Below are 21,547 nucleotides of genomic sequence, written 5' to 3'. Positions count from 1 at the left end.
TCCTATTTATTGATAAAGTAATTCTTGGATCTCTTGAGAATCAATATTGTCTTTGTTGTACCATTCCACACCGGTATCGACATCACTTGCTGGCTCTCCTTTGGCAGCTTTTACTGCTAAGGACACTGCCTCATAACCTATCTTTACAGGGTTTTGTGTGACTGATCCGTAAAACCGCTCATTTCGAATCGCATCTTGTTGCAATGCTCCCGAATCAAAGCCAATGGCAATCACTTTATCTTCTGTGATGCCAATGCGTCCACCTAGTCCATCATCCGCATTGATGATTGATTTTGCGCCATATTCATTCGAGCCGTAAACACAGATGATGTCCGATTTCTCAAGTAATGCTTGCGCCTCTGTTTTTCCGGCAGCATCGGTTACTTCAGCTGGCACGCGTAATTCGATCACTACTTTTGCATCCTTTTCTTGGATGTCATTTCTAAATTTATCATGTCCAGTGACTGCTATTTTGCCCTGACCAACCCCACTATCCGCTTCTAGCAATTCGACCATCTTATCAATAAATCCACCCGTTCTTTGTGAGATCGAAAGTGAATTCACTTCTTGAGAAACAATGCCGATTCGAGAGACATCATTTGCCGCAATTCGATCTTTGATTGCTTCATACGCATGTTCTGCGGCAATCGCACCAGCCTTATAATTGTCAGTGGCAGCGGTCGCCTTCACTGCGCCATCTGGTGCATCAGGAACACCTGAGTCAAAACCAATGATTGGGATCCCTTTACTTTGTGCTTGTTGTATCGCATCCAATTGCGCATTGGTATCTAACGCTGCTAATGCAATGGCTCCTGGATTTTTATTGATCGAATTATTCAACATCTCAAGTTGTTCTGCAATAGCTGTTTCATCCTTTGGTCCAACAAAGTTCATCCGAACCCCATGTTCATCTGCTGCTTGTTGGGCACCAGACTGTACCGCTTTCCAAAAATCATGTTGAAAGCCTTTGGCAACAACTTCGATCACCGTACCATCACCTGAATTTCCAGTGTCAGATGCGCTGTCCCCATTACTACAACCAATGATCCCAAATAAAACACTTACTCCTAGAACGAAACTCCACATACGTTTTTTCAATTTGATTACCTCCAAACGTTTTTTGTTCTAAAAAATAGATATTCGATTATTTTGCTTTCTTGCGATTCCGATAGATATCGACATAAACGGCAAGTATCACAACAAATCCAGTGATAAAAATTTGGTAATGAGGCTGTAGATCAAGATAAGGTAAACCAATTTTTAACACAGTCATGTTGAATACACCGATCATCGTTCCTAAAATCGAACCGACCCCACCGCTTAACGAAGTCCCGCCAACTACTACTGCCGCAATCCCATCCATCTCAAATCCCGCGCCTGCTCCTGGCATGATCGTGGTGTATGTTGCGGCATAAGCAATGGCTGCAAGTCCTGCAAAGAAACCGGCAATCACATACGCGGTTGCTTCACTTCGGACAATGTTCACTCCTGATAAGCGAGTTGCTTCACTATTACTCCCTATTGCAAAGATATATCGACCGATTTTTGTCTTATTTAAAACGATTGCTGCAATAATGCCCATAACGAGTAATAAGATGACACCAGTCGGGAAATTATTTCCCGTCCGAAAAATCGACTTGTACCAACCATCCCCACTATCTCGTAATGGGAATGTCTCTGTTTGGACATTTGAAAGAATCGAACTTAATCCCCGCGTGATCATCATCGTTCCTAGAGTAGCAATAAAAGCTGGTAACTTTAGTTTCGCCACCAACAGACCATTCAGCAGACCGAACGCTGTAGCCATTGCGATGATCGCTAGTAATGCGAGCCATAGCGGGGCGCCGAAACGGTTATAGATGACACCTCCTGTTATCGCTGCACACATCATATTCGTACCAATCGACAGATCGATTCCTCCAGTGATAATGACGAATGTTACCCCTAAAGCTAAAAAGCCAACGTAATAAGACGCATCTAATATACTGGTCAATGTATTGCTCGTACGAAAAGCTGGACTCATAAAAGCAAAGAATCCATAAATAAAAAATAAGACGATCAAAATGATCAATTGCTGCAATCCGATCCGATTAGTGATTGATTTTAGCCAACTGTTTTTTTGAGATGGTACATTTTCTAGTTGATTTTCCATCTAAACAACTTCCTCTCTCAATGTTGCATAATGTAGAATCTTTTCTTGTGTTGCTTCCGAGATTGCCAACTCAGCTGTTTTCTTTCCTTCACACATGACAATGACCCGATCGCTCATTCGCAAGATCTCTGTCAATTCAGAAGAGATCATGATGATCGATTTACCCATTTTCGTTAATTCTGTCATTAACTCATAAATATCACTCTTGGCGCCCACATCGATTCCTCGTGTTGGTTCGTCAAAAATCAGAATATCACTGTTTTGTTCTAACCATTTTGCAATGACGACTTTTTGCTGATTTCCTCCAGATAGATTACGAATCAGTTGTTTGCCTGACGGTGTTTTGATCTGAAGAGATTTTATATATTTTTTACTTTCCTGTTCAATTGCTCGGTCATCGATCAATGCGCCTCGAACATACTTATCTAAATCGGTCATGACAATATTATCTGCCACAGACATACCAACGATCACTCCATATTGTTTTCTGTCTTCTGATAGATAGCCGATGCCATGTGCCACTGCATCTTTTGGCTCTTGGATCTCGACTTTTTCTCCATGGATAAAAATTTGTCCACTATCTCGTGTATCGGCTCCGAAAATCAATCTGGCCATTTCCGTACGTCCGGCTCCCATCAGCCCAGAAAAACCAAGAATTTCTCCTTTTTTCAACTGGAAGTTCAAGTCTTTTACACGCTTGCCGATGCTCAAATTCTTCACTTCAAGTACTGTTTCAGCATCATCCGGTATCTCAGACTGGGATTTGGGATCTTCATAAATGACGCGTCCGACCATCATATTGATGATCTCGTCTTTTGTAGAAGATTTGGTGTCGATCGTCCCGATGTATTCGCCATCTCGCATCACTGTTACTCGATCAGTGATTTGTTTAATCTCATCCATCCGATGAGAAATGTATACGATTCCAATTTGACGTTTTTTTAAATCATCGATGATTTTAAATAGTTCTTTTATTTCTGAATCAGTAAGGGCCGCTGTTGGTTCATCAAACACAACGATTTTCGCATTCATTGAGATTGCTTTGGCAATTTCTACCATCTGCATTTTTCCTACGGTTAGATTTCCAACCTTCTCTTTTGGATCGATATCCATATTCAGCCGATCGAACAACGCTTGTGTCTGTTTGTTTATCTCATCATCATTCGTAAAAAAGCCTGTCATTGATTCTCTACCGATAAATACATTTTGCGCAACCGTCAGATGATTGATCATGTTCAACTCTTGATGAACGATGACCACTCCGGCATCCATTGATTCCTTTGGGCTTTTGAATGCCACTTCTGCTCCATTGTAGACGATCGAGCCAGTGTCTTTTCCATGAATCCCTGTTAAAATTTTCATGAGTGTCGATTTGCCAGCGCCATTTTCCCCCATCAATGCGTGAACTTCTCCTTTTTTCAAATGGAGTGCCGCATTTTTTAACGCTTGCACAGGACCAAAGTTCTTGGAAACATCTTTCATATCTAATATCGTCTCCATATTATCCCCGCTTCCTAAAATTATTTCACAACGCCTTTCTTCAAAAGAATATTTGCATAGATTGCTTCTTCCCCAGTTGCGACGATGGCATACGCTTGTTTTCCTCTCTCGTAAAAGGCCTGTCGTTCGATTGATTCAATCGATACGCCTTGATCAAGAAGCGCCTTATACTCCTCCCAAATCGCAGGTTTAGTCTCATCACCTTTAGCTACAGCCATCAATGCTACTGGCTGTTCGACGTATTGATCCAAAGGAAATAATTCTAAGATGCTTTTCAAGAGTTCTGGCATCGGTAGACCATCACAGCGTATGAGTTTTTTTGCATTGGAAGCAGCTGGATAGTTTCCGTCAGCAAGAACAATCTCATCTCCATGACCCATCTCCATCAGAACTTTGACTAACTCTGGTGATAAATTTTTAGGAATATTTTTAAGCATTTGCTTTCTCCCCCGATTTTAAAAGTTGTTGATACTTAGAAAACTGTTTATCCCATTCCCTTTTTTTGGTACTCGGAAAATAGGATTTGACCGCTATCAATTCTTTTATCCACTCTCTCACTTCCTTCACATCTTTAAATACGCCTTCTGCCAATAATTGCACCGAAATATTTCCAATAGCAGTTGCTTCCACTGGACCTGCGCTTACTCGCATATTGGAAGCATCCGCCACCATTTGACAAAGGATTTCAGCCTGGGAACCACCACCGACGATATTGACCGTATCAAACTCTTTTCCAGCAGCATCGATGATTTCTAAAATACAATACTTGTATTTCATTGCTAAACTTTCATAGACGCACCGCACCAATTCGCCATCTGTTTGCGGAATCCCTTGGTTCGTCTTTGCAGCATAGTGTTGGATTCGCTGGATCATATTTCCAGGAGCAACAAATGTCAGATCATCCGTATCGATCAAACATTTAAATTCCGATGCATCATCCGCCAAATTGGCAAGTTCAGAATAGGAATACACCCGACCTAATTCTGCTAAATTTCGTTTCACTTCTTGAATGATCCAGAGTCCAGTACAATTTTTTAGAAAACGCGTCGTGTGGTTGATTCCAGCTTCATTTGTTAAATTATAGTTATATGCCTTTTCGTTGATGATCGGTCTAGCTAATTCTGTACCGACCAACGACCAGGTTCCGCAAGAGATAAACAGAAATTCTTGGTTACAAGGTACACTAACTACTGCACTAGCGGTATCATGACCACAGACATTCACCACTTTTATTGGTGGTAATCCTAGATCTTTTTTTATCATTCCTAAAGGCTTCCCGGAAGATACCAATGGTGGAAATATGCTCTCCGAAAAAGCAAATGATTCTAGCACTTTCTCATCCCAACGACCAGTCCTCGGGTTGACTAATTGGGAAGTTGAGGCAATACTTCGTTCTGCAACTATTTTCCCAGTGAGTAAATAGTTGAATAAATCAGGCATAAACAAAATAGTCGCCACTTGATCAAACTCCGGATTGTTTTGCCGTTCTGCTAACAGCTGATAAAGCGAATTGATCTCCATCATTTGGTTCCCCGTTTGCTGATAAACATCTTTGAGCGGCATATACTTCTCGGCCTCCGCCAGAATTCCCTGCGTTCGAGGATCACGGTAGTTCACTGGTCGTTTGATCAATTGACCCGCGCGATCCAATAAGCCGAAATCGACGCCCCATGTATCGATTCCTAAACTATCGATCGAGTATTCATCTGTTGCTCGTCGAATGCCTATTTTTATTTGTTCAAATAAATAATCAATATCCCAGTAAAGCGAGCCATTTTCTTCCAAAGGATAGTTTGGGAATCGATGGATTTCTTTTAATACCAACCTACCGTCTTCGTAAATACCAATGATGGCACGCCCAGATGATGCGCCAAAATCAAAAGCGAGTACATTTTTCTTCAACGCTCTTCCCTTTCTTTCTCAGCTATATTTTTTATACCCAGGATGCTTGCCGGTCACACCATAATTTTTTCTCATTTCAAATAGCTTTTGAAGTTTTTCTTGTGGGATCTCAGCTTCTGCTTCACCGCCCAAAAGCATTCTTGCATGGAAAGAAGTTTTAGCAACTAACTCCAAAGTTTCCATACGATAATATGCAGTGATCACATCTGAGCCCATCGCTAATGCCCCGTGATTTTCGAGTAACAAGACATCATGTTCAGGTAAATAGGGCGTAATAGTCTCTGGCACTTCATCAGTCGAAGGAGTACCAAAAGGTGTGATCGGTACAGAACCAATAACAATAGCATTTTCAATCAATGAATAAGTGTCTAACGGGATTTGAGCTAAGGCAAACGCAGTTGCTACAGGAGGATGCGCATGAACGACTGAGCCAACATCTTCTCTTTCTTGATATACCCGTAAGTGCATTTTGATTTCGCTTGATGGCTTGTAGTCGCCATTTGCTACTAAAATTTCTCCCTTACGATTGATTTGGATCAACTTGTCCGGTGTAATAAAACTTTTACTAATGCCAGTTGGCGTACAAATAAAGATGTCTTCTGCTAATTTTGCTGAAACATTTCCATCATTGGCTGCTACCCATCCCAGCTGCCACATCTTGTTACATACATCACAAATCTGCTGTTTTACTAATTCTTCATTCATCATTGACCTCCACGATTTTATTTGTTACCGTTTACAACACCATTATAGTTGCTATCTTTTATTTGTGATGATTTAAACCGAAGATTGATTTTTTGTCATTAGTTTCGTTCTTTTTTATTCAGATATGTTCAAAAGTGTTCAATCACATGCTATACTCGACTAAACCAAAAAGGAGGCGCTTACATGGAATCAGAATTAAGGTTGGATGATATCATGGAGTTTCTGAGCAAAAAAAAACAAGCTTCAAATAAAGATCTCTGCCAACATCTGCACTGTAGTATTTCTACACTTAGGAGAGATTTATTGAAACTAGAAGAACGTGGTGCGATTAAGCGTACTCACGGCGGAGCTATTTTAACGAAAACAACGAATACCGAATTTTCTCACATCATACGACAAGCCTCGAACATCAAAGAAAAACAGATCATCGCTGATTTAGCTCAAGATTTTATTGCCCCTGGTATGTGTATTTTTTTGGATTCGAGTAGTACCGTCCAACAGCTTGTGCCTTTATTGAAAACAATCCCAAATTTAGTGGTGATTACAAATGGATTAAAAATCGCTTTGGATTTAAGTGAAGGGAAAAGTGAAGCATTGAAGGTTTTTATTATTGGTGGAGAAGTCAAAATAAATTCAAGTGCAGTCATCAGTAACTCGTATGAATCGCTCTTTGATTCTTTTCAATTTGACTTAGCATTTTTTTCATGCAGAGGATTAGATCGAGAAGGTGTTTATGAAGCAAGCTTCAGTCAAGCACAAGTAAAAAAAGAAATGATGAAACAATCGAAACAAACCATTCTTCTGATTGACTATACGAAATTTGGTTCCAGTCACTTCTTTAAAATTGGTGATTTCCTTGATTATAACGCTTTAGTTACAAATTGTGAGCCTAGCAAAAATTACTTAGCTACTTTTGATGATCATGGCTTGGATATCGTTTTTCCTTATCAAAATTAATGTTTGCTTCTAGCACACTTTTTTATACGATTTAAGAAATGAGAGTGGGTTGGTGGTACAGTCTTATCAGTTTGTGGTGGGAGAAAGTTCCTCCTTCTCCCACCCTTTTTTAAACTAATGCCACAGCTTCTGCTCTTTGACCTCTAACCGATTGCTTGTCAGTAAACTGTTCATTCGTGCGTTCATCAAGTGTTTGCGTCCAGAAAGATTTTTTGTATTGTCTATCTTGGCTAACGAATAAGACACTTACAAGCACCAACTCCTACGCAAAATAAGACGGCAGCCAAAAAATTGAACAAGCAATTTTCATGGACATCGTCTTATTTTAGTCAGATACTTCCGGAATGAGCACTTCGTTCCAGTATCCTTTCTATACGATCAATAAATTGATCCCTAGTGCATTGATTTCATTTTGCTGTTCTTGCGTAATATGGGCATCCGTGACTAAATAATCACAGTCTTCAGGTTTCGCAAATTGCTTGAAGCTGCGTTGATTGATCTTACTCGAGTCACTTAATACGATTTTTATGCGCCCAATATTGATCAAACTTTTCTTCATTTCTGCTGTTTCGTAATTAGGGGTTGAATAACCATAATCTTTATCAAATGAAGTGGTCCCCAAAATAACTTTATCTACGGAAAATCTAGCCAACCCAAGTGCTACGGAACTTCCTGACACATAAGGATAGCCATTTCGAATCGTCCCACCGATCACTTGTACTTGATAATTTGTTTTTTCACTTAATAACAAGGCAATCTCAAGATCATAAGTCAAGATCGTTAACTGTTTCAATGGACTAGTGATCAATTTTTCGACGAATGCACGGCAAGATGTTCCTGTATCAATCGCCAAGATGTCATTTTCTTCAATCAATTGAACCGCCTGTTCAGCAATTTTGTATTTTTCACTTGTCAACTCACGACTTTTCGGAATAATTTCAACACTTCGCTGAAATTCTCGTTTAATGACCCCACCGTGCGTACGTGTCACTAGACCTTCATTTTCAAGTTCTCGCAAGTCATTACGAATCGTTGACCCAGTCACATTGAAAAATTCTACAAGTTCTGAGACTTGCATTCGCTTTTTCTCATTGACCATATTTACGATTGATTGCTTTCTTTCTTCTGCATACAATTGATCGTCCATCTTTTATCACCTTTTTTTGTTTTGCTTCATTATAAAAGAAAATGAAAATGTAAGCAATAAAACGCCATTTACTCCTTGAAGATAATCACATTTTTTAGACCAACAGCATTCTTTGCATTTTCCAATGCTGAATCGAAGTCATCAATGGAATAGCGACTCGTAATCAACTCTTTTAGCGGGATACGACCATTCGCAACTAGCTGTGCAGAGGTTCGATAACTTATGAGACTAGCACGTGTACAACCAAAAACCCGTAACTGTTTATAGTGAAGGATATTCGTATTCAATTTCACTTCTTCTTTTTCCTTAGGTAATCCACCAAAAAACAGACACCGACCATTCATTGCCATATAGCTAAAACTTGCTTCTTGCGCTTGTGGAGCTGGTGCAGCAATAATACATAGATCGACTCCTTGATTGTTTGTTTCAGCAAATATTTTTTCTTTTAAGTTCTCAGACGTTAATGTCACAAGATCTGGGATGATCTTCTTCGCATCTGCTAAACGATCCTCTGATAGATCGTTCATCATGACTTTACTCGCACCTCTTGCTCGGACTAACTGCGCGTGCATGATCCCAATTGGTCCAGAGCCGATGATCAACACATTATCCCCTGGATTGTTCCCAGCAATCTCTTGTCCGTTGAATACACAACTGAATGGCTCAATCAGCGCTGCCTCTTCATAAGATAATCCATCAGGAATCAACGAGATATTTCCTTGACGTACTGCTTTTTCTGGAATCACTAAATATTCTGCAAAACCACCTGGAAGATTGATCCCAAATGCTTCATAAGTTTCACATAAATGTGTGTACCCGCGGACACATTGATCACAGATCCCACAGCCCATATTTGGTGCAATCGCTACGCGCATTCCTTTTTTGTAAAATTCCACAGATGCGCCTACCTCAATGATATCCCCCGAAATTTCGTGTCCCAAAGTCAATGGAGTTGTCTCGCTTGCTGTTGGATAGCCATTTTTATACATCCGAACATCGGTCCCACAGATCGAAGCTGCTCTGACCTTTACTAACACTTCTTTCTCCGTTATCTCTGGTCTGGGTATTTCATTTATTTGGATATTTTCTTTCCCTAATAATTGGACCGCTTTCATCTATTCTTTCACCTCTACAATTCTATTTTCTAACAGTGACGTCAACCCTGCGTTTACCAGTCGTACTGCCATCAATCCATCATAGCCTGTACATTGAGGTAGCGTGTCATTCAAAATACAATCAACAAAGGCTTGATCTTCTGCTACATAAGCTTCTCTGAAAAGATACATCCAACTGTGCATCGTCGGTCGTGTCAGCTGTTGATTATTAGTTGCCACTACGATAGTGTGCTTTCCTTGATCTCCGACTAATATGCTTCCTTTTGTGCCAAGGATCTCCGTCCGTGCATCATAACCATATTGAACATATTGTGCGCCATCGATCAATCCAAGTTTTCCATCTTTGAAGCGTAAATTCATTGCTACTGTGTCATAATACTCAGGAAATTCATCTCTCACTTCTGGCGAACGATAGTTGCCGCCATTCGCATAGATGCTACTCACTTCACTACCAGTCAGCCAACGTAACGTGTCAAAATCGTGACTATTGACCTCCCCAATCGGTCCATTACTTTGGTGGATATCATACATCCATGGTTTTGGTTCACTTGGTCCATGAGTCAAAGATTTTACCAATACGATTTCTCCAATGGCCCCGGAATCGACTACTTTTTTTGCCTCTAGAAAGCTCGCATCGAAACGACGCATGAAGCCAACTTGCAATTTCACCCGATTTTCCTCTGCTGCTTGTATGATCGCCAAACATTCAGCTTCGTTCATTGCTAACGGTTTTTCACATAGAATGTGCTTTTTTGCAGCCGCAGCTGCCAAAGCAATCTCCTTGTGATAGCTAGTTGGTGTAACGATCACAACTGCGTCTATCTCGGGATTTTGCATCGCCTCCCGATAATCTTCATAAATATATGGGCAATCCACTTCTTTTTGAGCTGACGCTAAGCTTTCCTTTGAGGGATCACATAGAGCGATCAATTTTGCATTTTCCACTCGTCGTGCAAAATTTTTGCCATGGATCATCCCGGCTCTACCTGTGCCTATCAAACATACTCGAATCATTTCTTTCATCCTGATCATTACCCCTTAGTCGCTTGTTGTTTCTGCGAGAATACTTTTACAGCTGTTATCAAAAATCCACTGACCATCGTGCCAATTGCTAACGCTAATACATATAATAGAACATTCTCTACTGCTCCCGGAATCAAGAAGACGAAGAAACCGCCATGAGGAACCGCGATCCCACACTGAAAAATCATGGACAACGCTCCAGCAACCGCAGATCCGACTGTCACTGATGCCAGTACACGTAGCGGGTCTGCTGCCGCAAAAGGAATGGCTCCTTCAGAGATAAAAGATAACCCCAAGACCCACGCTGATTTCCCAGCTTCACGTTCTTCCTTACTATATAAGTTTTTCCCTAAAATAGTTGAAGAGAGAGCCATCGCTAGTGGTGGTACCATGCCAGAAACCATGACTGCTGCCATGACTATGCTTGTTTCTCCAACACCTAAGTTTGTCAATGAAGCAACGCCAAAGAAATATGCAGCTTTTCCGATCGGACCTGCCAGATCAATTGCCATCATGCCGCCCAAGAGCAATCCAAGCAGCACTGAATTCATACCTGATAAATTATTCAACCAATTGGTAATTCCTTCATTAAGGGCTGTGATTGGGATACCTACGACAAACTTCATGATAAGCCCGACAAAAAGGACCGAGATAACTGGTAGGATCAACACTGGTAGTAATCCAGAAAGCGCAGGTGGTAATTTAAGAATTTTCTTCAACCAATAAACTGTATACCCTGCTAAAAATCCTCCCAATAATGCACCCAAAAATCCCGCATTCATTGTCGAAGCGATCATTCCTGCCGCCATTCCCGGAACAAGCCCTGGACGATCAGCGATCGAGAAAGCGATATACCCGCCCAAAACAGGCCACATCAAGCCCATGGTTATCCCGCCTAGCTCATTGATCGATGAAGCTAACTCACCTTCAGCATTGATACCGCCAAATGCAAAAGCTAATGCGATACATATCCCGCCGGCGACGACAAACGGGATCATATAAGAAACGCCGGTCATTAGGTGACTATAAACTCCGCTTTTTTCTGCCTTGGCTTCCGATTTTACCTCTGTCCCATTTGAATAGATAGCGGCGTTCAACGCACGATCAAGTAAATCATCTGGGTGATTGATTGCTTCTGTCACATCTACTTCCAATAAACGCTTGCCATTGAAACGATCTTTATTTACTGAAGTACTTGCTGCAATCACAACAGCATCTGCTTCAGCGATCTCTTGCTCGGTCAAAACATTTTCTGCTCCAATCGATCCTTGTGTTTCTACCTTCATTTCAATCTGTCGTTTTTTGGCAGCTATTTCTAAGTTCTCAGCTGCCATATACGTATGTGCAATGCCAGTCGAACAAGAAGTAATTCCCACGATTTTCATTTTCCCAGCCCCTTTCTATTCAAAAATCTGATAGATTTCTTCTACATCAGTGACAGCCATCAACTTTTGGCGCACGTCCTCATGCATTAGTTTACGAGATAATTTACTTAAAATTCTTAGATGCTCATCATTGGACGTTTCGGGTACAGCAATCAAGAACATCAGATGAACAGGTTTTCCATCCATTGAATCGTACGTGATCCCTGCTTGGCTTCGCCCAAATCCCAACGCAGGTTCAGTCACGGCAGCACTCTTTCCATGAGGAATCGCTATACCAAAGCCAATCCCTGTCGTACTTTCTTCTTCTCTTTTCATGACCGCATCAAAGTAAACGCTATCATTTCTTACTACACCTTTTTTGACAAAAGTGGTTGAAAGCTCATTGATTGCCGCTTCCTTTTCTGTTGCTTTCAACTCAAAATTTACAAAAGCCGATTTTAATAGATCTCGAATTTCCGTCATCAATCTGCTCCTTCTAACTGTTTATATTCTTCGATGATCTTGATACCAGCGCTTGTTCCTAAACGTTCAGCCCCTGCTTCTACCATCTGAAGTGCTGTATCTAAGTTACGTATCCCTCCTGCAGCTTTCACTTTCACTGTTTCACCGACCACTTTTTTCATTAACCGTATATCTTCTACTGTTGCACCTCCTGTACCAAACCCTGTTGATGTTTTGACAAAATCAGGCTTTACTTCCTTAGCAATTTCACAAACGGCTATTTTTTCCTGATCTGTTAAATAGCAATTTTCTAAAATGACTTTACTAATGATGCTACCTTCACGAGCAGTATTGACAATCGCTTTCATTTCTTCACGAATATAGTCGCTATCTCCTTCTTTTAACTTACCGATATTGATGACATAATCGATTTCGTCTGCACCATTTTTGATTGCGTCCTCTACTTCAAAAACTTTTGTCTCAATTGTTGTTTGCCCTAATGGAAAACCAATCGCAGCGCCCACATGCACATCGCTATCTCGTAAATAATTACGACACATCGCTACAGGATAAGAATTGATCGCAACCATTTTAAATCCGTAGTTATCCGCTTCTTTACAAAGCTGTTCAAATTCTTCTTTTTGAGCACCAGCCTTCAATAATGTGTGATCTACCATGTTCGCTAATGTTTTTAACTCGATCATTTGCTTGCTCCATTCTTTATTCATTTTCACTTACGGTTATATGCTATCATTTAATTTTAAATTGTCAATATATAAAAGCAAATAAAAATATTAGGTTAGTCAATTTCGTTTTTTTAATCTTTCAATTTAAAACAAAAAAATCCCTAGACGATAGACCCCTGAAAAAACTGTCAGTGGATTCTATCATCTAGGGAATGTTGTTATATGATCAATGAAAATGATGGTTATAGCTATCTATGGTTACAAAATGATTGGAATAATGAAGGATCTCTAGTCACAGAGGTCGAGGCAAGCTAAGGGAACAGAAGTAACCTCTACTTATTTCTCGAGATTAACCATTTCTGTCCCGCTCTTTGTTCTTTTACTTGCGATTGGCACACCTTTGTTAACCGTTTGTTTAGTTTTCTCTGTCATGACGTACATCTTTTTGTACCAAAATAATTCATTTAGCTTTTTATCAATGAATCTCAAGCTCCCTCAAGATTCACTAAGATAAATCAACTGCCAAGGTACTGAGTGGTTCATGTCAAGACCTGTTAATTCTCTGTAAAAACATTTTTTATCTTTGGCGATCATCGAAATGATTTCTGATTCTGTCATCCCTAATTCTTCACATAAACTTTTGTTGGTACTTTTGATCAATTCTAATAGGATCTGTAGCTGTGCATCAATATCTAATAATGTTGCTAATTTCAGAAAAAGAGTGGCATCTGTTTGCTGATAAGTCATTAGGAATTTTGTTCGTAAATCAAGATAAAATTCAAACATTTCTGGATGTTTACTGATAAAAGAATGATTGATTACTCTCTGATCATAATAGGCCAAGTATTCTTCAGGCGTTTCAATTCTTTTCGTTTCCATTCGCTCCCTCCTTAAAACATTAAAACCTACATTAATGTTTCTTTTAAGATTTATTTGTCAGATTGACCAAATTTAATTACGCTTACATTTTGATACTTCACTCAAGAAAATAATTACAAAAAAATATATCTTTCTTCACAGATTATTTTTATATTTACTCATTAATGAAAGTAACAGATTCTATATTTTATGTGTTCCATAATAACATTTAATGCAGAGAACATCTTACTAGATCCAAATCAGTTTTCCCCATTACTTGAAAATTGTTTATGTGAGACTACCTTAAGAACAAGCCTCTTTCGTCTCAATAATTAACAAACAAATTGAACTAATAACACTCCTAATTTCTAACTTCTTCATGCAATTTTACAGTATTCAAATAATACTTCAATTGAATAATTTCATAGTTTTCTGAAATTTATAGATTGTTGTCATTAAGTTATTTTAATATAGTTATTAGGTAATATTAATTATCAATCTGAAAGCGATTTGTTTTTTTACCTTACGCTAGTGCAAAAGTGGATCGCTAAAAATAATAGAAAGGACGAATATCCGGTAATTAATGGTATTTGTAGCTCGTTTATCTACTGAACACTTTGAACCACTATCAAAAACTGATCATAGAAGTGAAACCAACGACCATTTGATACTGATTAAAATAACCATGTAAAATCGAACGCTCCAATAAGCAAATAAAAAACGTTAACCTTTCACTCAAAAGATAACATAAGTTACTTTTAATTTATATGAATGTCCACTACTCAATTTGAACATTACTCTCATATTCAACATGTAAGAAACTTAGATCTAATGAGTTCCTAACTAAATGAATACTATGATAAAAGCAATTCTCCTTTACTCTTTTATTAAAAACATACATCTGAAAATATTCTAACTTTTTTTGAATTTCTATCTCACTTGTTAACAAATAAGAAATTGGAAAATTCCAAAAATATATCTTTAACTTTCGCAATGGATACAAGCCTATGTTCTATTTTCTATTCCCTAGAAAGATTTAGATAGGAGGTAAAAGTTCTATTGAAAAATTTTCAATTAAATTTTATAACAGATAAAGTAAAATTACGTTGGTTCCAAATCTTGAAAGAGTTAGAGTCTACTGGAATCTGTACGACAGCCCAACTGATTGGCATGACAAACAGTACAGCCAGGACATTAGTCAACGACATCAATTATTTGAGAGAATATTTCGAGAACGTCGCGGATATCCAATCCTCGAAACAAGGTTATTCTTTAAACATCCATTCTTCAGAAACCTACCTAGAAAAAAAAAGAGCGATTCTCGAAGATGAACCACTCTTTATTATTCTTGAACAAATTTTTTTCAACGAACTTCAGTCTATTTATGATTGGGCAGATTATTTTCATATCTCTGAGAGCACGATGATCACGTACGTTAAAAAAATTGCAGATCAAGTAAAAGAATTCAATATCACCCTTGAGCTAAATCCCGTCAATTTGGTCGGATCAGAAGCCGATATTCGAAATTTTTATTTTGCTTTCTATTATGAATCAGATATTACACCCCACACGGTTTTCCCATCAATTGCGACGCAAGAAGTAGTGATTAAAATTGTTAACCTATTGGAGCGTCCTAATCAAAAAGTTTCTTCATTTGGTTATTTTAGTTATTTATTATACCTCTCTATTGAACGGATATTATGTGGTTGTATGGTGGAACTCGACCCTGAATTAAAAGATATTGTCCTTAATGATCCAGAGTTTCACCGACTTTCACCTGCCTATTCGATTGTGAAAGATTATTTTAATATTGACCTAACACAAGAAGAAGCCATTTTTATTTTTAGTTCTGTTTTATGCCGTAGAGGTATCGAAAATCCGAAACAGGAAAAATATTTTTGTGAAAGGTATAATCGATGGCCTAGAATAATAGCGCTTACAAGCGACTATTATCAAATGATCAAGAGAAATACGCACACACAAGCACACGAGTTAATCTTATTAGAATCTTTTTTCACGTCCATCAAGCTACGTAGTCTATTGTCTAAAAGTGGAAATAAAAATATCCAAGATACCAATGAGTATGCCAAAACCTTGTTTAGCAATGAATATAAAAAAAATCGAGCTTTTTTAGAAAAAAATCCCTCCTTCCATCATTTGTTCTCTGATGATCATTTGGACGATATCTGTGCTAGTTTAACGATATTCACTGAGTCAATCAAAGAAAAATATTGGAAAAACCCTACGAATATCGCATTTATTTTTGAAGGAAACGAGTATATCAGTCAACATCTCGAAGCCTTAGTTCGAAAATATTTAGGGGGATTTCAAAATATCTACTTTCTTCGTCCAAATGAGCTATGCGCCTCTTATATTGAAAATCATGAGATCGATCTCTTAGTCACGAATTACAATGAATACTTGACATTTTCTTCGTTAGGTCTAGAATGTCTTTTATTAAAAACAGTACCTGATGCCTCAGATTGGAAAAAATTACTAAATAAAATTGATCCTCAATTATTACAAAAATTTAGAACGCAACATTAGTAAAACTTACAGTTATTCATTTTTTCTACTGCATAATGTGGTGATCCAAACAAGTAAATACAATTCCACCGACTCGGAGTAGATGGTCTTCCGACGACTCTTTCAGTGCATTTATATTTATACTTATAATCATCACTTGCCACATCTTACATCTAAAAAAGGAATTCAATTGACCTTAATGTACCGATCAATTGAATTCCTTTTTATGTTTTTTTTCATTTCCAGTCGATTTTAATCACCACTGACTGGTTCATTCTATTCGATTTTTAGGAGTGGCTTGAAACGAGTAATTGATGTGCGTCGTATAGTTTGTTGCTTTTGCATTTGCTGTATTCGGCACATTTAGAAAGATACTGCTCTCTTTATTCGAATCATCCCCAAAATTATAAAACCATGTTTGCTTCTCTATGAATAGATTGGCATCGATCAATTGGATACTATTATTATTAGGAATCAAGATCCCACTCGTGCGGATGATACCTAAATTATCTTCATTGCCGATTTCTCCAGTGCTTGAAATGGCTTGTCCATTTTTCCAACTAAGTTGTGCACCTTTCAATTCACCTGTTTTTTGATTAGAAAATTGTTCTTCTTGTTTGATGAACAAACTCCAGCCACTTATTTCTGATACCGGTCGCTCATCTGTCACCTGAACAAAATTCGGTCTGGAAGTTCCCTGCTCCGTACCGCCTATCTGACTCGGTAATGCATGGTACGTTTGTGTTTTAGTCGTAAGCGGTTGGGTCCCAAAGTCCCAATTACTTGCTTGATCGATCGTTAGCTCTCCATCGACCATACCACCGACAATCAATGTGGTAGCAGGAACAAACGTTGCATCCCGAAATGCTAATGGCGTTTTCGGATTGATGTTTCCTACGTGATTATTCGTCTCTGGTGGATTCATGACACCCGCTTCACTAGCAGAACCTTGGCGATCTCTTAAGAAGACTTGGATGACATCATCTACTGCTAAGTTTAATTTCTCAACAGCAATCCTGATATCCCCTTTATCATCTATGGTAATGAGGGTAGGATCGATTGTTTCTCCATTATGAGTCGCCGTAACCTCTACCTCAGGATCGTCGGAATGACCTGAAATAACCCGCGCATTTGCCGGAACTAAATGATTGGAAAAAGTCGCAGGTGAAGGTGGTATGATAGGAAATACGGTGACATCTTCCACTTCATACACATTTTCAAAATCGCCTTCCATTTCACCTGCTAAAACCTCAACATCTGTGATACGTACAAGATCGCCTGGTTGTAAATATTCGTCAAGTTCGATTTCAAAAACGCCGCCTTGTGGCTCTTCATCATAGATACTAATACCTGGTTTTTCCGCTGTGTGACCATGTGTCAAGGTTTCGTATGTCTGGATCACTGCCCCATCTCTTTCGATTTCCACAGTTACCTTCACTTCATCTTGCCACGCGGGGCGGCTGTCATGGAGACCAACTGGCATACGGATCAACCCGTGGATTTTTTTATCCGCATTCGTCGGTACTCTCAATTCATTTACGATTGCCCAACGTGCATTGTTTGAGCTGAGTCGAGAATAAGAAGTTAAACCCGATGAACCAAATGCATCAAAATCGAAACGTTCTGCTGGTTCCATTGAAGTGAGCGTAGAAAAGTTAGTGCCAGAGAAAGTATAATCCATATTGTTCGAGTGAAGATAGGGATCGGCATCTAAGTCTGTACCATCTTTCCAAACAGCAAAATCACTTGCAGTAGCAGTTAAAGTGGAGCTCGCAATATTACTAAAAATATTCCCGCCACCTACACGATTATTCCGATAGTCCATAAATAGCGGATTATCGAAATTCACAGTAGTTGAACGACCACGAAAAATACCTGCATTTGCGCTTGCCGTACGACCGGAAGCTTCAAAATAACCTAAATTACTCACTCTGATCTCACCATTTCCACCGACGGTATTTCCACCGGCCACTGTCGCATCACTCATATCCAATGCGGGACCATCATTCGCATAGATTCTTACTTCTGAACCCGGATCATTGACAGAAAACCCATTATTTGATCCCGCAGTATAATGGATTCCTTGGTTTCCACCACCTGTATTCCCATCGTGAGCAATACCAGTCCCCTCATTGACTACTAACAATCGCCCCGCATTACTAACAGTCACTTGATTATTACTGCCCCACATCCGGATTGCTGGCGCCATTTGCGCTGCACCCCCTGCGTTACCTTTTCGCTTAGTCACGGTCATATCTCCACCATTGATATTGAATTGATAGCCACCGTGCGTCGTTCCTGTATTATTTGGACCGGAACGTAAAAATCTTAAAGTAGCATTCGCATTATTTGCTTCAAGTTGTCCAGAAGGACCTGAATCTAACTTTAATGTCGCCTTGCTATTTACATTGAACTGTCCATTGATTCCTTGTAATACTAATGCAGAGGATGAGTTCGCCCAAAGTGTGATATTTGCTGAATCGGATGCTCCTACAATTGGCTCACGCCCAATTTTTTCTGTTTCTTCTTCGCCTAACTTCACAGTGGATACACCATTTACAGTGGTTGCGATATAGTTACTTTTCGCATTGATACTTGTCTCTTTATTCTCTGCGAGGAGTTTGACATAATCACCATTCAATTGTATCGCTGTCGCTGCTTGCGTTTCCGCAGTTAACTTTCCGCCTTGATTAAGTGATAAAACAGCATTCGCACCGTCTAAGCGAATCCCTCTCTTCGTACCCGAGCGGACCAATACATCCACGCTAGCTCCTCGAGTAATTTCCATGGTAGGAGCATTTCCCTTTAAATAGATACTATTATTCGTTATGACAGTGTCAGCTGAATTAGTACTTGGAACTGCGACGGATAGTTGTGATTGGTTGTCAACAACCATTTTTGCTTGATTTCCTTGAAGAGAGACATTAGCAATTGCTCCGCCTTCATTTTCTACACTCATATTACTTTGGTTATCTAGGGTAAATAAACTAGTTTCACCTGTCAGAAGAACAGCTCCACCGGTACTTGTTGATTTCGTTGTCAAGTCACTTCTATCTAAATGGACAGATGGCTCAGCCCCAGATAGTTCCACCGCTCTTCCTGTCACTGTCTGTATGTCAGCTTTAGAATCTGCAAATGTAATACCCGTTTTCTTTCCTTGTAAATATATGCCATTTCCTGTTCCACTGTTGACTGTCAGATTCAGTTGAGCATTTTCTGAAAGAGTTGCTTTTGCCTCTTCCCCATAAAGTCCAATCAAACTATTCGCACCTGCGGTAGATACTAACGCACCTTGAACGTCTAGCGTTGCACCATTTTGCATACGTAACGTAGAATTTTTACCTAATGTGGTGGTGCCGAGTTGATTGATATCCTCGGTTCGGTTCCCTGTATTTGTAATAGCAACAGCACTATTATCAACAGTTAACATCGCTTCTTGATTCAACAATCGAATACCTGCCCCAGTTGTCGCAGTCATCTTCAAATCACTGTCATTGATCGTCATTGTCGGCGTTGTACCAGTCATTGTCAGCCGATTGCCTGTACTAGAGTTGATCGTTACATTACTTGAGTCATTTACTTCAAAAGTTGCATCGTTTCCAGACATGACTAGACTATTTCCTGTAGTCGATTGGATTACCGCCGTTGATTTAGCTATGTTGAATGCGCCATTTGCACCTGTAAGGTTGATGGAATGCGCTGTATTCGATTGACTTTGCCATTGACTACCTGATGCCACATCAATTGTTGGGTTTTCCCCTGTCATGATAATTGCCTGTCCACCTGTAGTTGTCGCATTTAACCTTCCATTTTCCAGCTCAATGCTCGACTGATTCCCTGTCATCGAGAGCGCATTCCTACTTGTAGCGTCTGACGAAGTAGATGCTGCACCATCCGCTTGGATTTGTAAGTTACCGTTGTTTTTAACAGAAACTGTCGCATTGCTCCCCGTAAAATAGACGGAATTTTGCAAAGCAGTTGTTCCACTGTTCGTAATAAACAGTTCTGCTCCGTCTGCGACGGTCAGTTTAGCATTCGCTCTCGTAAATGCCAACGCAGAATTTTGAGTATTCCCCAGCTTCACGACTGCCTGATTTTCTACGATAAATTCTTTTGTCGTAAACAGCGCGCCTGGTAGATTGATCCTATTATCTATGGTTAACTCACCGCCAGTTATTCGTACCACTGCGCTTGAGATATCAGCTACTCTAAAATAATTGATCGATGAGCTGTCTCTTGAAACATCTTCCATTTGAAGGGTCCAATATTCACCAGACGATTGCCCGATAACAAAGGGATTGGTATCTGTTTTATTAAGAAAAGTATTTTCAATTCTTAAAGTTTTGCTCTCAGTAGTCGTCAATAAACGCACTTGTCCGGTGCCGATATTCAAAGTATTCATTTGCCCATTGATTTTTAGCGAACGATCAATGTCTAAGTTTTCTGGACTGATAACTGAACCTATATCGATCGAACGTTCTAAATTGATGATAGAAACCTCTGGATTGGCGAGTGCACTTAAAAATTCTGCACGAGTCGAAACTGGTACCGTTTCTCCTTGAAAGACATTTTCTTCGTCCTGTTTCTCTTCCGAGCGATTTCTTTCTTCCTTTGGTTCGTCGTTTTCTGACTTTTCTTCTCCTGAAGAATGATTCGGCTCAGCCTTCGTGATTTCTACTTTAACAGTCGCCGTTTCTCCTACAGTTACTGAATAGGTTCCTGCTTCTGCAAACATCACAGGTACGGTAAATTCTTTTTTCGGAGTTTCTGATGATAGGAGCCACTGGTCGAATGCTTCATCATAACTGCTACTCATCCCTGAGGACAATTCATCTTCAATGATCTCAGCAGTTGACGGAAGTTTGATTGCTACGTTGTCCACTTCTTCTGTACTTATAAACGAAAGGGTAGTTACCGTCTTTTCAGTTCCCTTTATTACCGCTTGTTCAAAAGAAAAAGCGGGTGTCAACGACTGGGTATCCTTCACTTCAGATGATTTTGTCGGTTGACTATTACTATTTAGCGTGTTTAAAGGTTGACTCCCTTGATCGATTGTCTCTGCAACAGCGAGGAAAGGTATACCCAAAGTATATAGTGCAAAGATTGAAATACTTATTTTAGTCATCATTTTACATACTTTTTGACGCATT

17 protein-coding genes are annotated in these 21,547 nt (G+C 39.5%); 2 read left to right on the top strand and 15 right to left on the bottom strand.

Translation table 11 applies throughout. The features are described 5' to 3' along the window. Nucleotides 1–6 precede the first annotated feature (6 nt). The 6 genes from I2F89_RS07700 to I2F89_RS07675 are packed head-to-tail and all read right to left on the bottom strand — an operon-like array spanning nucleotide 7 to nucleotide 6,259. Nucleotides 7–1,098, bottom strand: coding sequence for an ABC transporter substrate-binding protein (locus I2F89_RS07700; RefSeq protein ID WP_229078066.1), 1,092 nt, complete (start codon nucleotides 1,096–1,098; stop codon nucleotides 7–9). Between the two features lie 46 nt (nucleotides 1,099–1,144). Then, nucleotides 1,145–2,152: an ABC transporter permease gene (locus I2F89_RS07695; RefSeq protein WP_195514096.1), complete on the bottom strand. Its 1,008-nt coding sequence runs from the start codon at nucleotides 2,150–2,152 to the stop codon at nucleotides 1,145–1,147. Beyond that, a complete protein-coding gene (locus I2F89_RS07690; RefSeq protein WP_229078065.1) occupies nucleotides 2,153–3,652 on the bottom strand; it encodes a sugar ABC transporter ATP-binding protein in 1,500 nt (499 codons plus the stop codon). A gap of 20 nt (nucleotides 3,653–3,672) precedes the next feature. Beyond that, nucleotides 3,673–4,089: an RbsD/FucU family protein gene (locus tag I2F89_RS07685; protein ID WP_115357331.1), complete on the bottom strand. Its 417-nt coding sequence runs from the start codon at nucleotides 4,087–4,089 to the stop codon at nucleotides 3,673–3,675. Then, on the bottom strand, nucleotides 4,082–5,554 hold the full coding sequence (locus I2F89_RS07680; RefSeq protein ID WP_142433242.1) for a rhamnulokinase: 1,473 nt from the start codon (nucleotides 5,552–5,554) through the stop codon (nucleotides 4,082–4,084). Before I2F89_RS07680 ends, I2F89_RS07685 begins: the two co-directional genes overlap by 8 nt. 18 nt (nucleotides 5,555–5,572) lie before the next feature. Continuing rightward, entirely contained in the window at nucleotides 5,573–6,259 is a 687-nt protein-coding gene (locus I2F89_RS07675; RefSeq protein ID WP_195514094.1) for a class II aldolase/adducin family protein, read from the bottom strand. Nucleotides 6,260–6,442: 183 nt separating this feature from the next. Here I2F89_RS07675 and I2F89_RS07670 point away from each other — a divergent pair, with 183 nt between their 5' ends. Further along, nucleotides 6,443–7,216 carry a DeoR/GlpR family DNA-binding transcription regulator gene (locus tag I2F89_RS07670; protein ID WP_195514091.1) on the top strand — a complete coding sequence of 258 codons (774 nt, stop codon included), beginning with the start codon at nucleotides 6,443–6,445 and terminating at the stop codon, nucleotides 7,214–7,216. A gap of 109 nt (nucleotides 7,217–7,325) precedes the next feature. On the opposite strand, the gene I2F89_RS07665 is transcribed toward I2F89_RS07670, so the two are convergent. The 8 genes from I2F89_RS07665 to I2F89_RS07630 form a co-directional block, all read right to left on the bottom strand. After that, the gene (locus I2F89_RS07665) at nucleotides 7,326–7,472 is read right to left on the bottom strand and encodes a hypothetical protein (protein WP_185953861.1); all 147 of its coding nucleotides are present in this window, start codon (nucleotides 7,470–7,472) and stop codon (nucleotides 7,326–7,328) included. A 114-nt stretch (nucleotides 7,473–7,586) separates the two neighbouring features. Further along, nucleotides 7,587–8,363, bottom strand: a complete 777-nt coding sequence (locus I2F89_RS07660; protein ID WP_195514089.1) for a DeoR/GlpR family DNA-binding transcription regulator — start codon at nucleotides 8,361–8,363, stop codon at nucleotides 7,587–7,589. Nucleotides 8,364–8,431: 68 nt separating this feature from the next. Further along, nucleotides 8,432–9,478, bottom strand: a complete 1,047-nt coding sequence (locus I2F89_RS07655; RefSeq protein ID WP_115357327.1) for an alcohol dehydrogenase catalytic domain-containing protein — start codon at nucleotides 9,476–9,478, stop codon at nucleotides 8,432–8,434. Next, nucleotides 9,479–10,501: a Gfo/Idh/MocA family oxidoreductase gene (locus I2F89_RS07650; protein WP_195514087.1), complete on the bottom strand. Its 1,023-nt coding sequence runs from the start codon at nucleotides 10,499–10,501 to the stop codon at nucleotides 9,479–9,481. It lies immediately after the preceding gene. Between the two features lie 8 nt (nucleotides 10,502–10,509). After that, the gene (locus I2F89_RS07645) at nucleotides 10,510–11,886 is read right to left on the bottom strand and encodes a PTS fructose transporter subunit IIC (protein ID WP_195514079.1); all 1,377 of its coding nucleotides are present in this window, start codon (nucleotides 11,884–11,886) and stop codon (nucleotides 10,510–10,512) included. A 15-nt stretch (nucleotides 11,887–11,901) separates the two neighbouring features. Then, nucleotides 11,902–12,348, bottom strand: coding sequence for a PTS sugar transporter subunit IIA (locus I2F89_RS07640; protein WP_195514077.1), 447 nt, complete (start codon nucleotides 12,346–12,348; stop codon nucleotides 11,902–11,904). Beyond that, a complete protein-coding gene (gene deoC / locus I2F89_RS07635; RefSeq protein ID WP_071866717.1) occupies nucleotides 12,348–13,031 on the bottom strand; it encodes a deoxyribose-phosphate aldolase in 684 nt (227 codons plus the stop codon). Before deoC ends, I2F89_RS07640 begins: the two co-directional genes overlap by 1 nt. Before the next feature lie 477 nt (nucleotides 13,032–13,508). Then, nucleotides 13,509–13,892, bottom strand: coding sequence for a DUF7006 family protein (locus tag I2F89_RS07630; protein WP_071866716.1), 384 nt, complete (start codon nucleotides 13,890–13,892; stop codon nucleotides 13,509–13,511). A 1,038-nt stretch (nucleotides 13,893–14,930) separates the two neighbouring features. Here I2F89_RS07630 and I2F89_RS07625 point away from each other — a divergent pair. Further along, complete coding sequence (locus I2F89_RS07625; RefSeq protein WP_195514075.1) at nucleotides 14,931–16,418, top strand: helix-turn-helix domain-containing protein; 1,488 nt, start codon at nucleotides 14,931–14,933, stop codon at nucleotides 16,416–16,418. Nucleotides 16,419–16,668: 250 nt separating this feature from the next. On the opposite strand, the gene I2F89_RS07620 is transcribed toward I2F89_RS07625, so the two are convergent. Next, the gene (locus I2F89_RS07620; protein ID WP_195514065.1) at nucleotides 16,669–21,546 is read right to left on the bottom strand and encodes a WxL domain-containing protein; all 4,878 of its coding nucleotides are present in this window, start codon (nucleotides 21,544–21,546) and stop codon (nucleotides 16,669–16,671) included. Nucleotide 21,547: the final 1 nt, after the last annotated feature.

It is taken from the genome of Enterococcus sp. 1001283B150225_161107_E12, from assembly GCF_015556925.1.
GTDB classification, from domain to species: Bacteria; Bacillota; Bacilli; order Lactobacillales; family Enterococcaceae; genus Enterococcus_B; species Enterococcus_B mundtii.
This window is presented reverse-complemented; position numbering and strand designations above follow the sequence as displayed.

Bases quoted from the DNA above. Each gene is read 5' to 3' on its own strand.
- I2F89_RS07695 (WP_195514096.1), bottom strand. From the start codon at position 2,152: ATGGAAAATCAACTAGAAAATGTACCATCTCAAAAAAACAGTTGGCTA.
- I2F89_RS07690 (WP_229078065.1), bottom strand. From the start codon at position 3,652: ATGGAGACGATATTAGATATGAAAGATGTTTCCAAGAACTTTGGTCCT.
- I2F89_RS07685 (WP_115357331.1), bottom strand. From the start codon at position 4,089: ATGCTTAAAAATATTCCTAAAAATTTATCACCAGAGTTAGTCAAAGTT.
- I2F89_RS07675 (WP_195514094.1), bottom strand. From the start codon at position 6,259: ATGAATGAAGAATTAGTAAAACAGCAGATTTGTGATGTATGTAACAAG.
- I2F89_RS07670 (WP_195514091.1), top strand. From the start codon at position 6,443: ATGGAATCAGAATTAAGGTTGGATGATATCATGGAGTTTCTGAGCAAA.
- I2F89_RS07660 (WP_195514089.1), bottom strand. From the start codon at position 8,363: ATGGACGATCAATTGTATGCAGAAGAAAGAAAGCAATCAATCGTAAAT.
- I2F89_RS07655 (WP_115357327.1), bottom strand. From the start codon at position 9,478: ATGAAAGCGGTCCAATTATTAGGGAAAGAAAATATCCAAATAAATGAA.
- I2F89_RS07650 (WP_195514087.1), bottom strand. From the start codon at position 10,501: ATGAAAGAAATGATTCGAGTATGTTTGATAGGCACAGGTAGAGCCGGG.
- I2F89_RS07645 (WP_195514079.1), bottom strand. From the start codon at position 11,886: ATGAAAATCGTGGGAATTACTTCTTGTTCGACTGGCATTGCACATACG.
- I2F89_RS07640 (WP_195514077.1), bottom strand. From the start codon at position 12,348: ATGACGGAAATTCGAGATCTATTAAAATCGGCTTTTGTAAATTTTGAG.
- deoC (WP_071866717.1), bottom strand. From the start codon at position 13,031: ATGATCGAGTTAAAAACATTAGCGAACATGGTAGATCACACATTATTG.
- I2F89_RS07630 (WP_071866716.1), bottom strand. From the start codon at position 13,892: ATGGAAACGAAAAGAATTGAAACGCCTGAAGAATACTTGGCCTATTAT.
- I2F89_RS07620 (WP_195514065.1), bottom strand. From the start codon at position 21,546: ATGCGTCAAAAAGTATGTAAAATGATGACTAAAATAAGTATTTCAATC.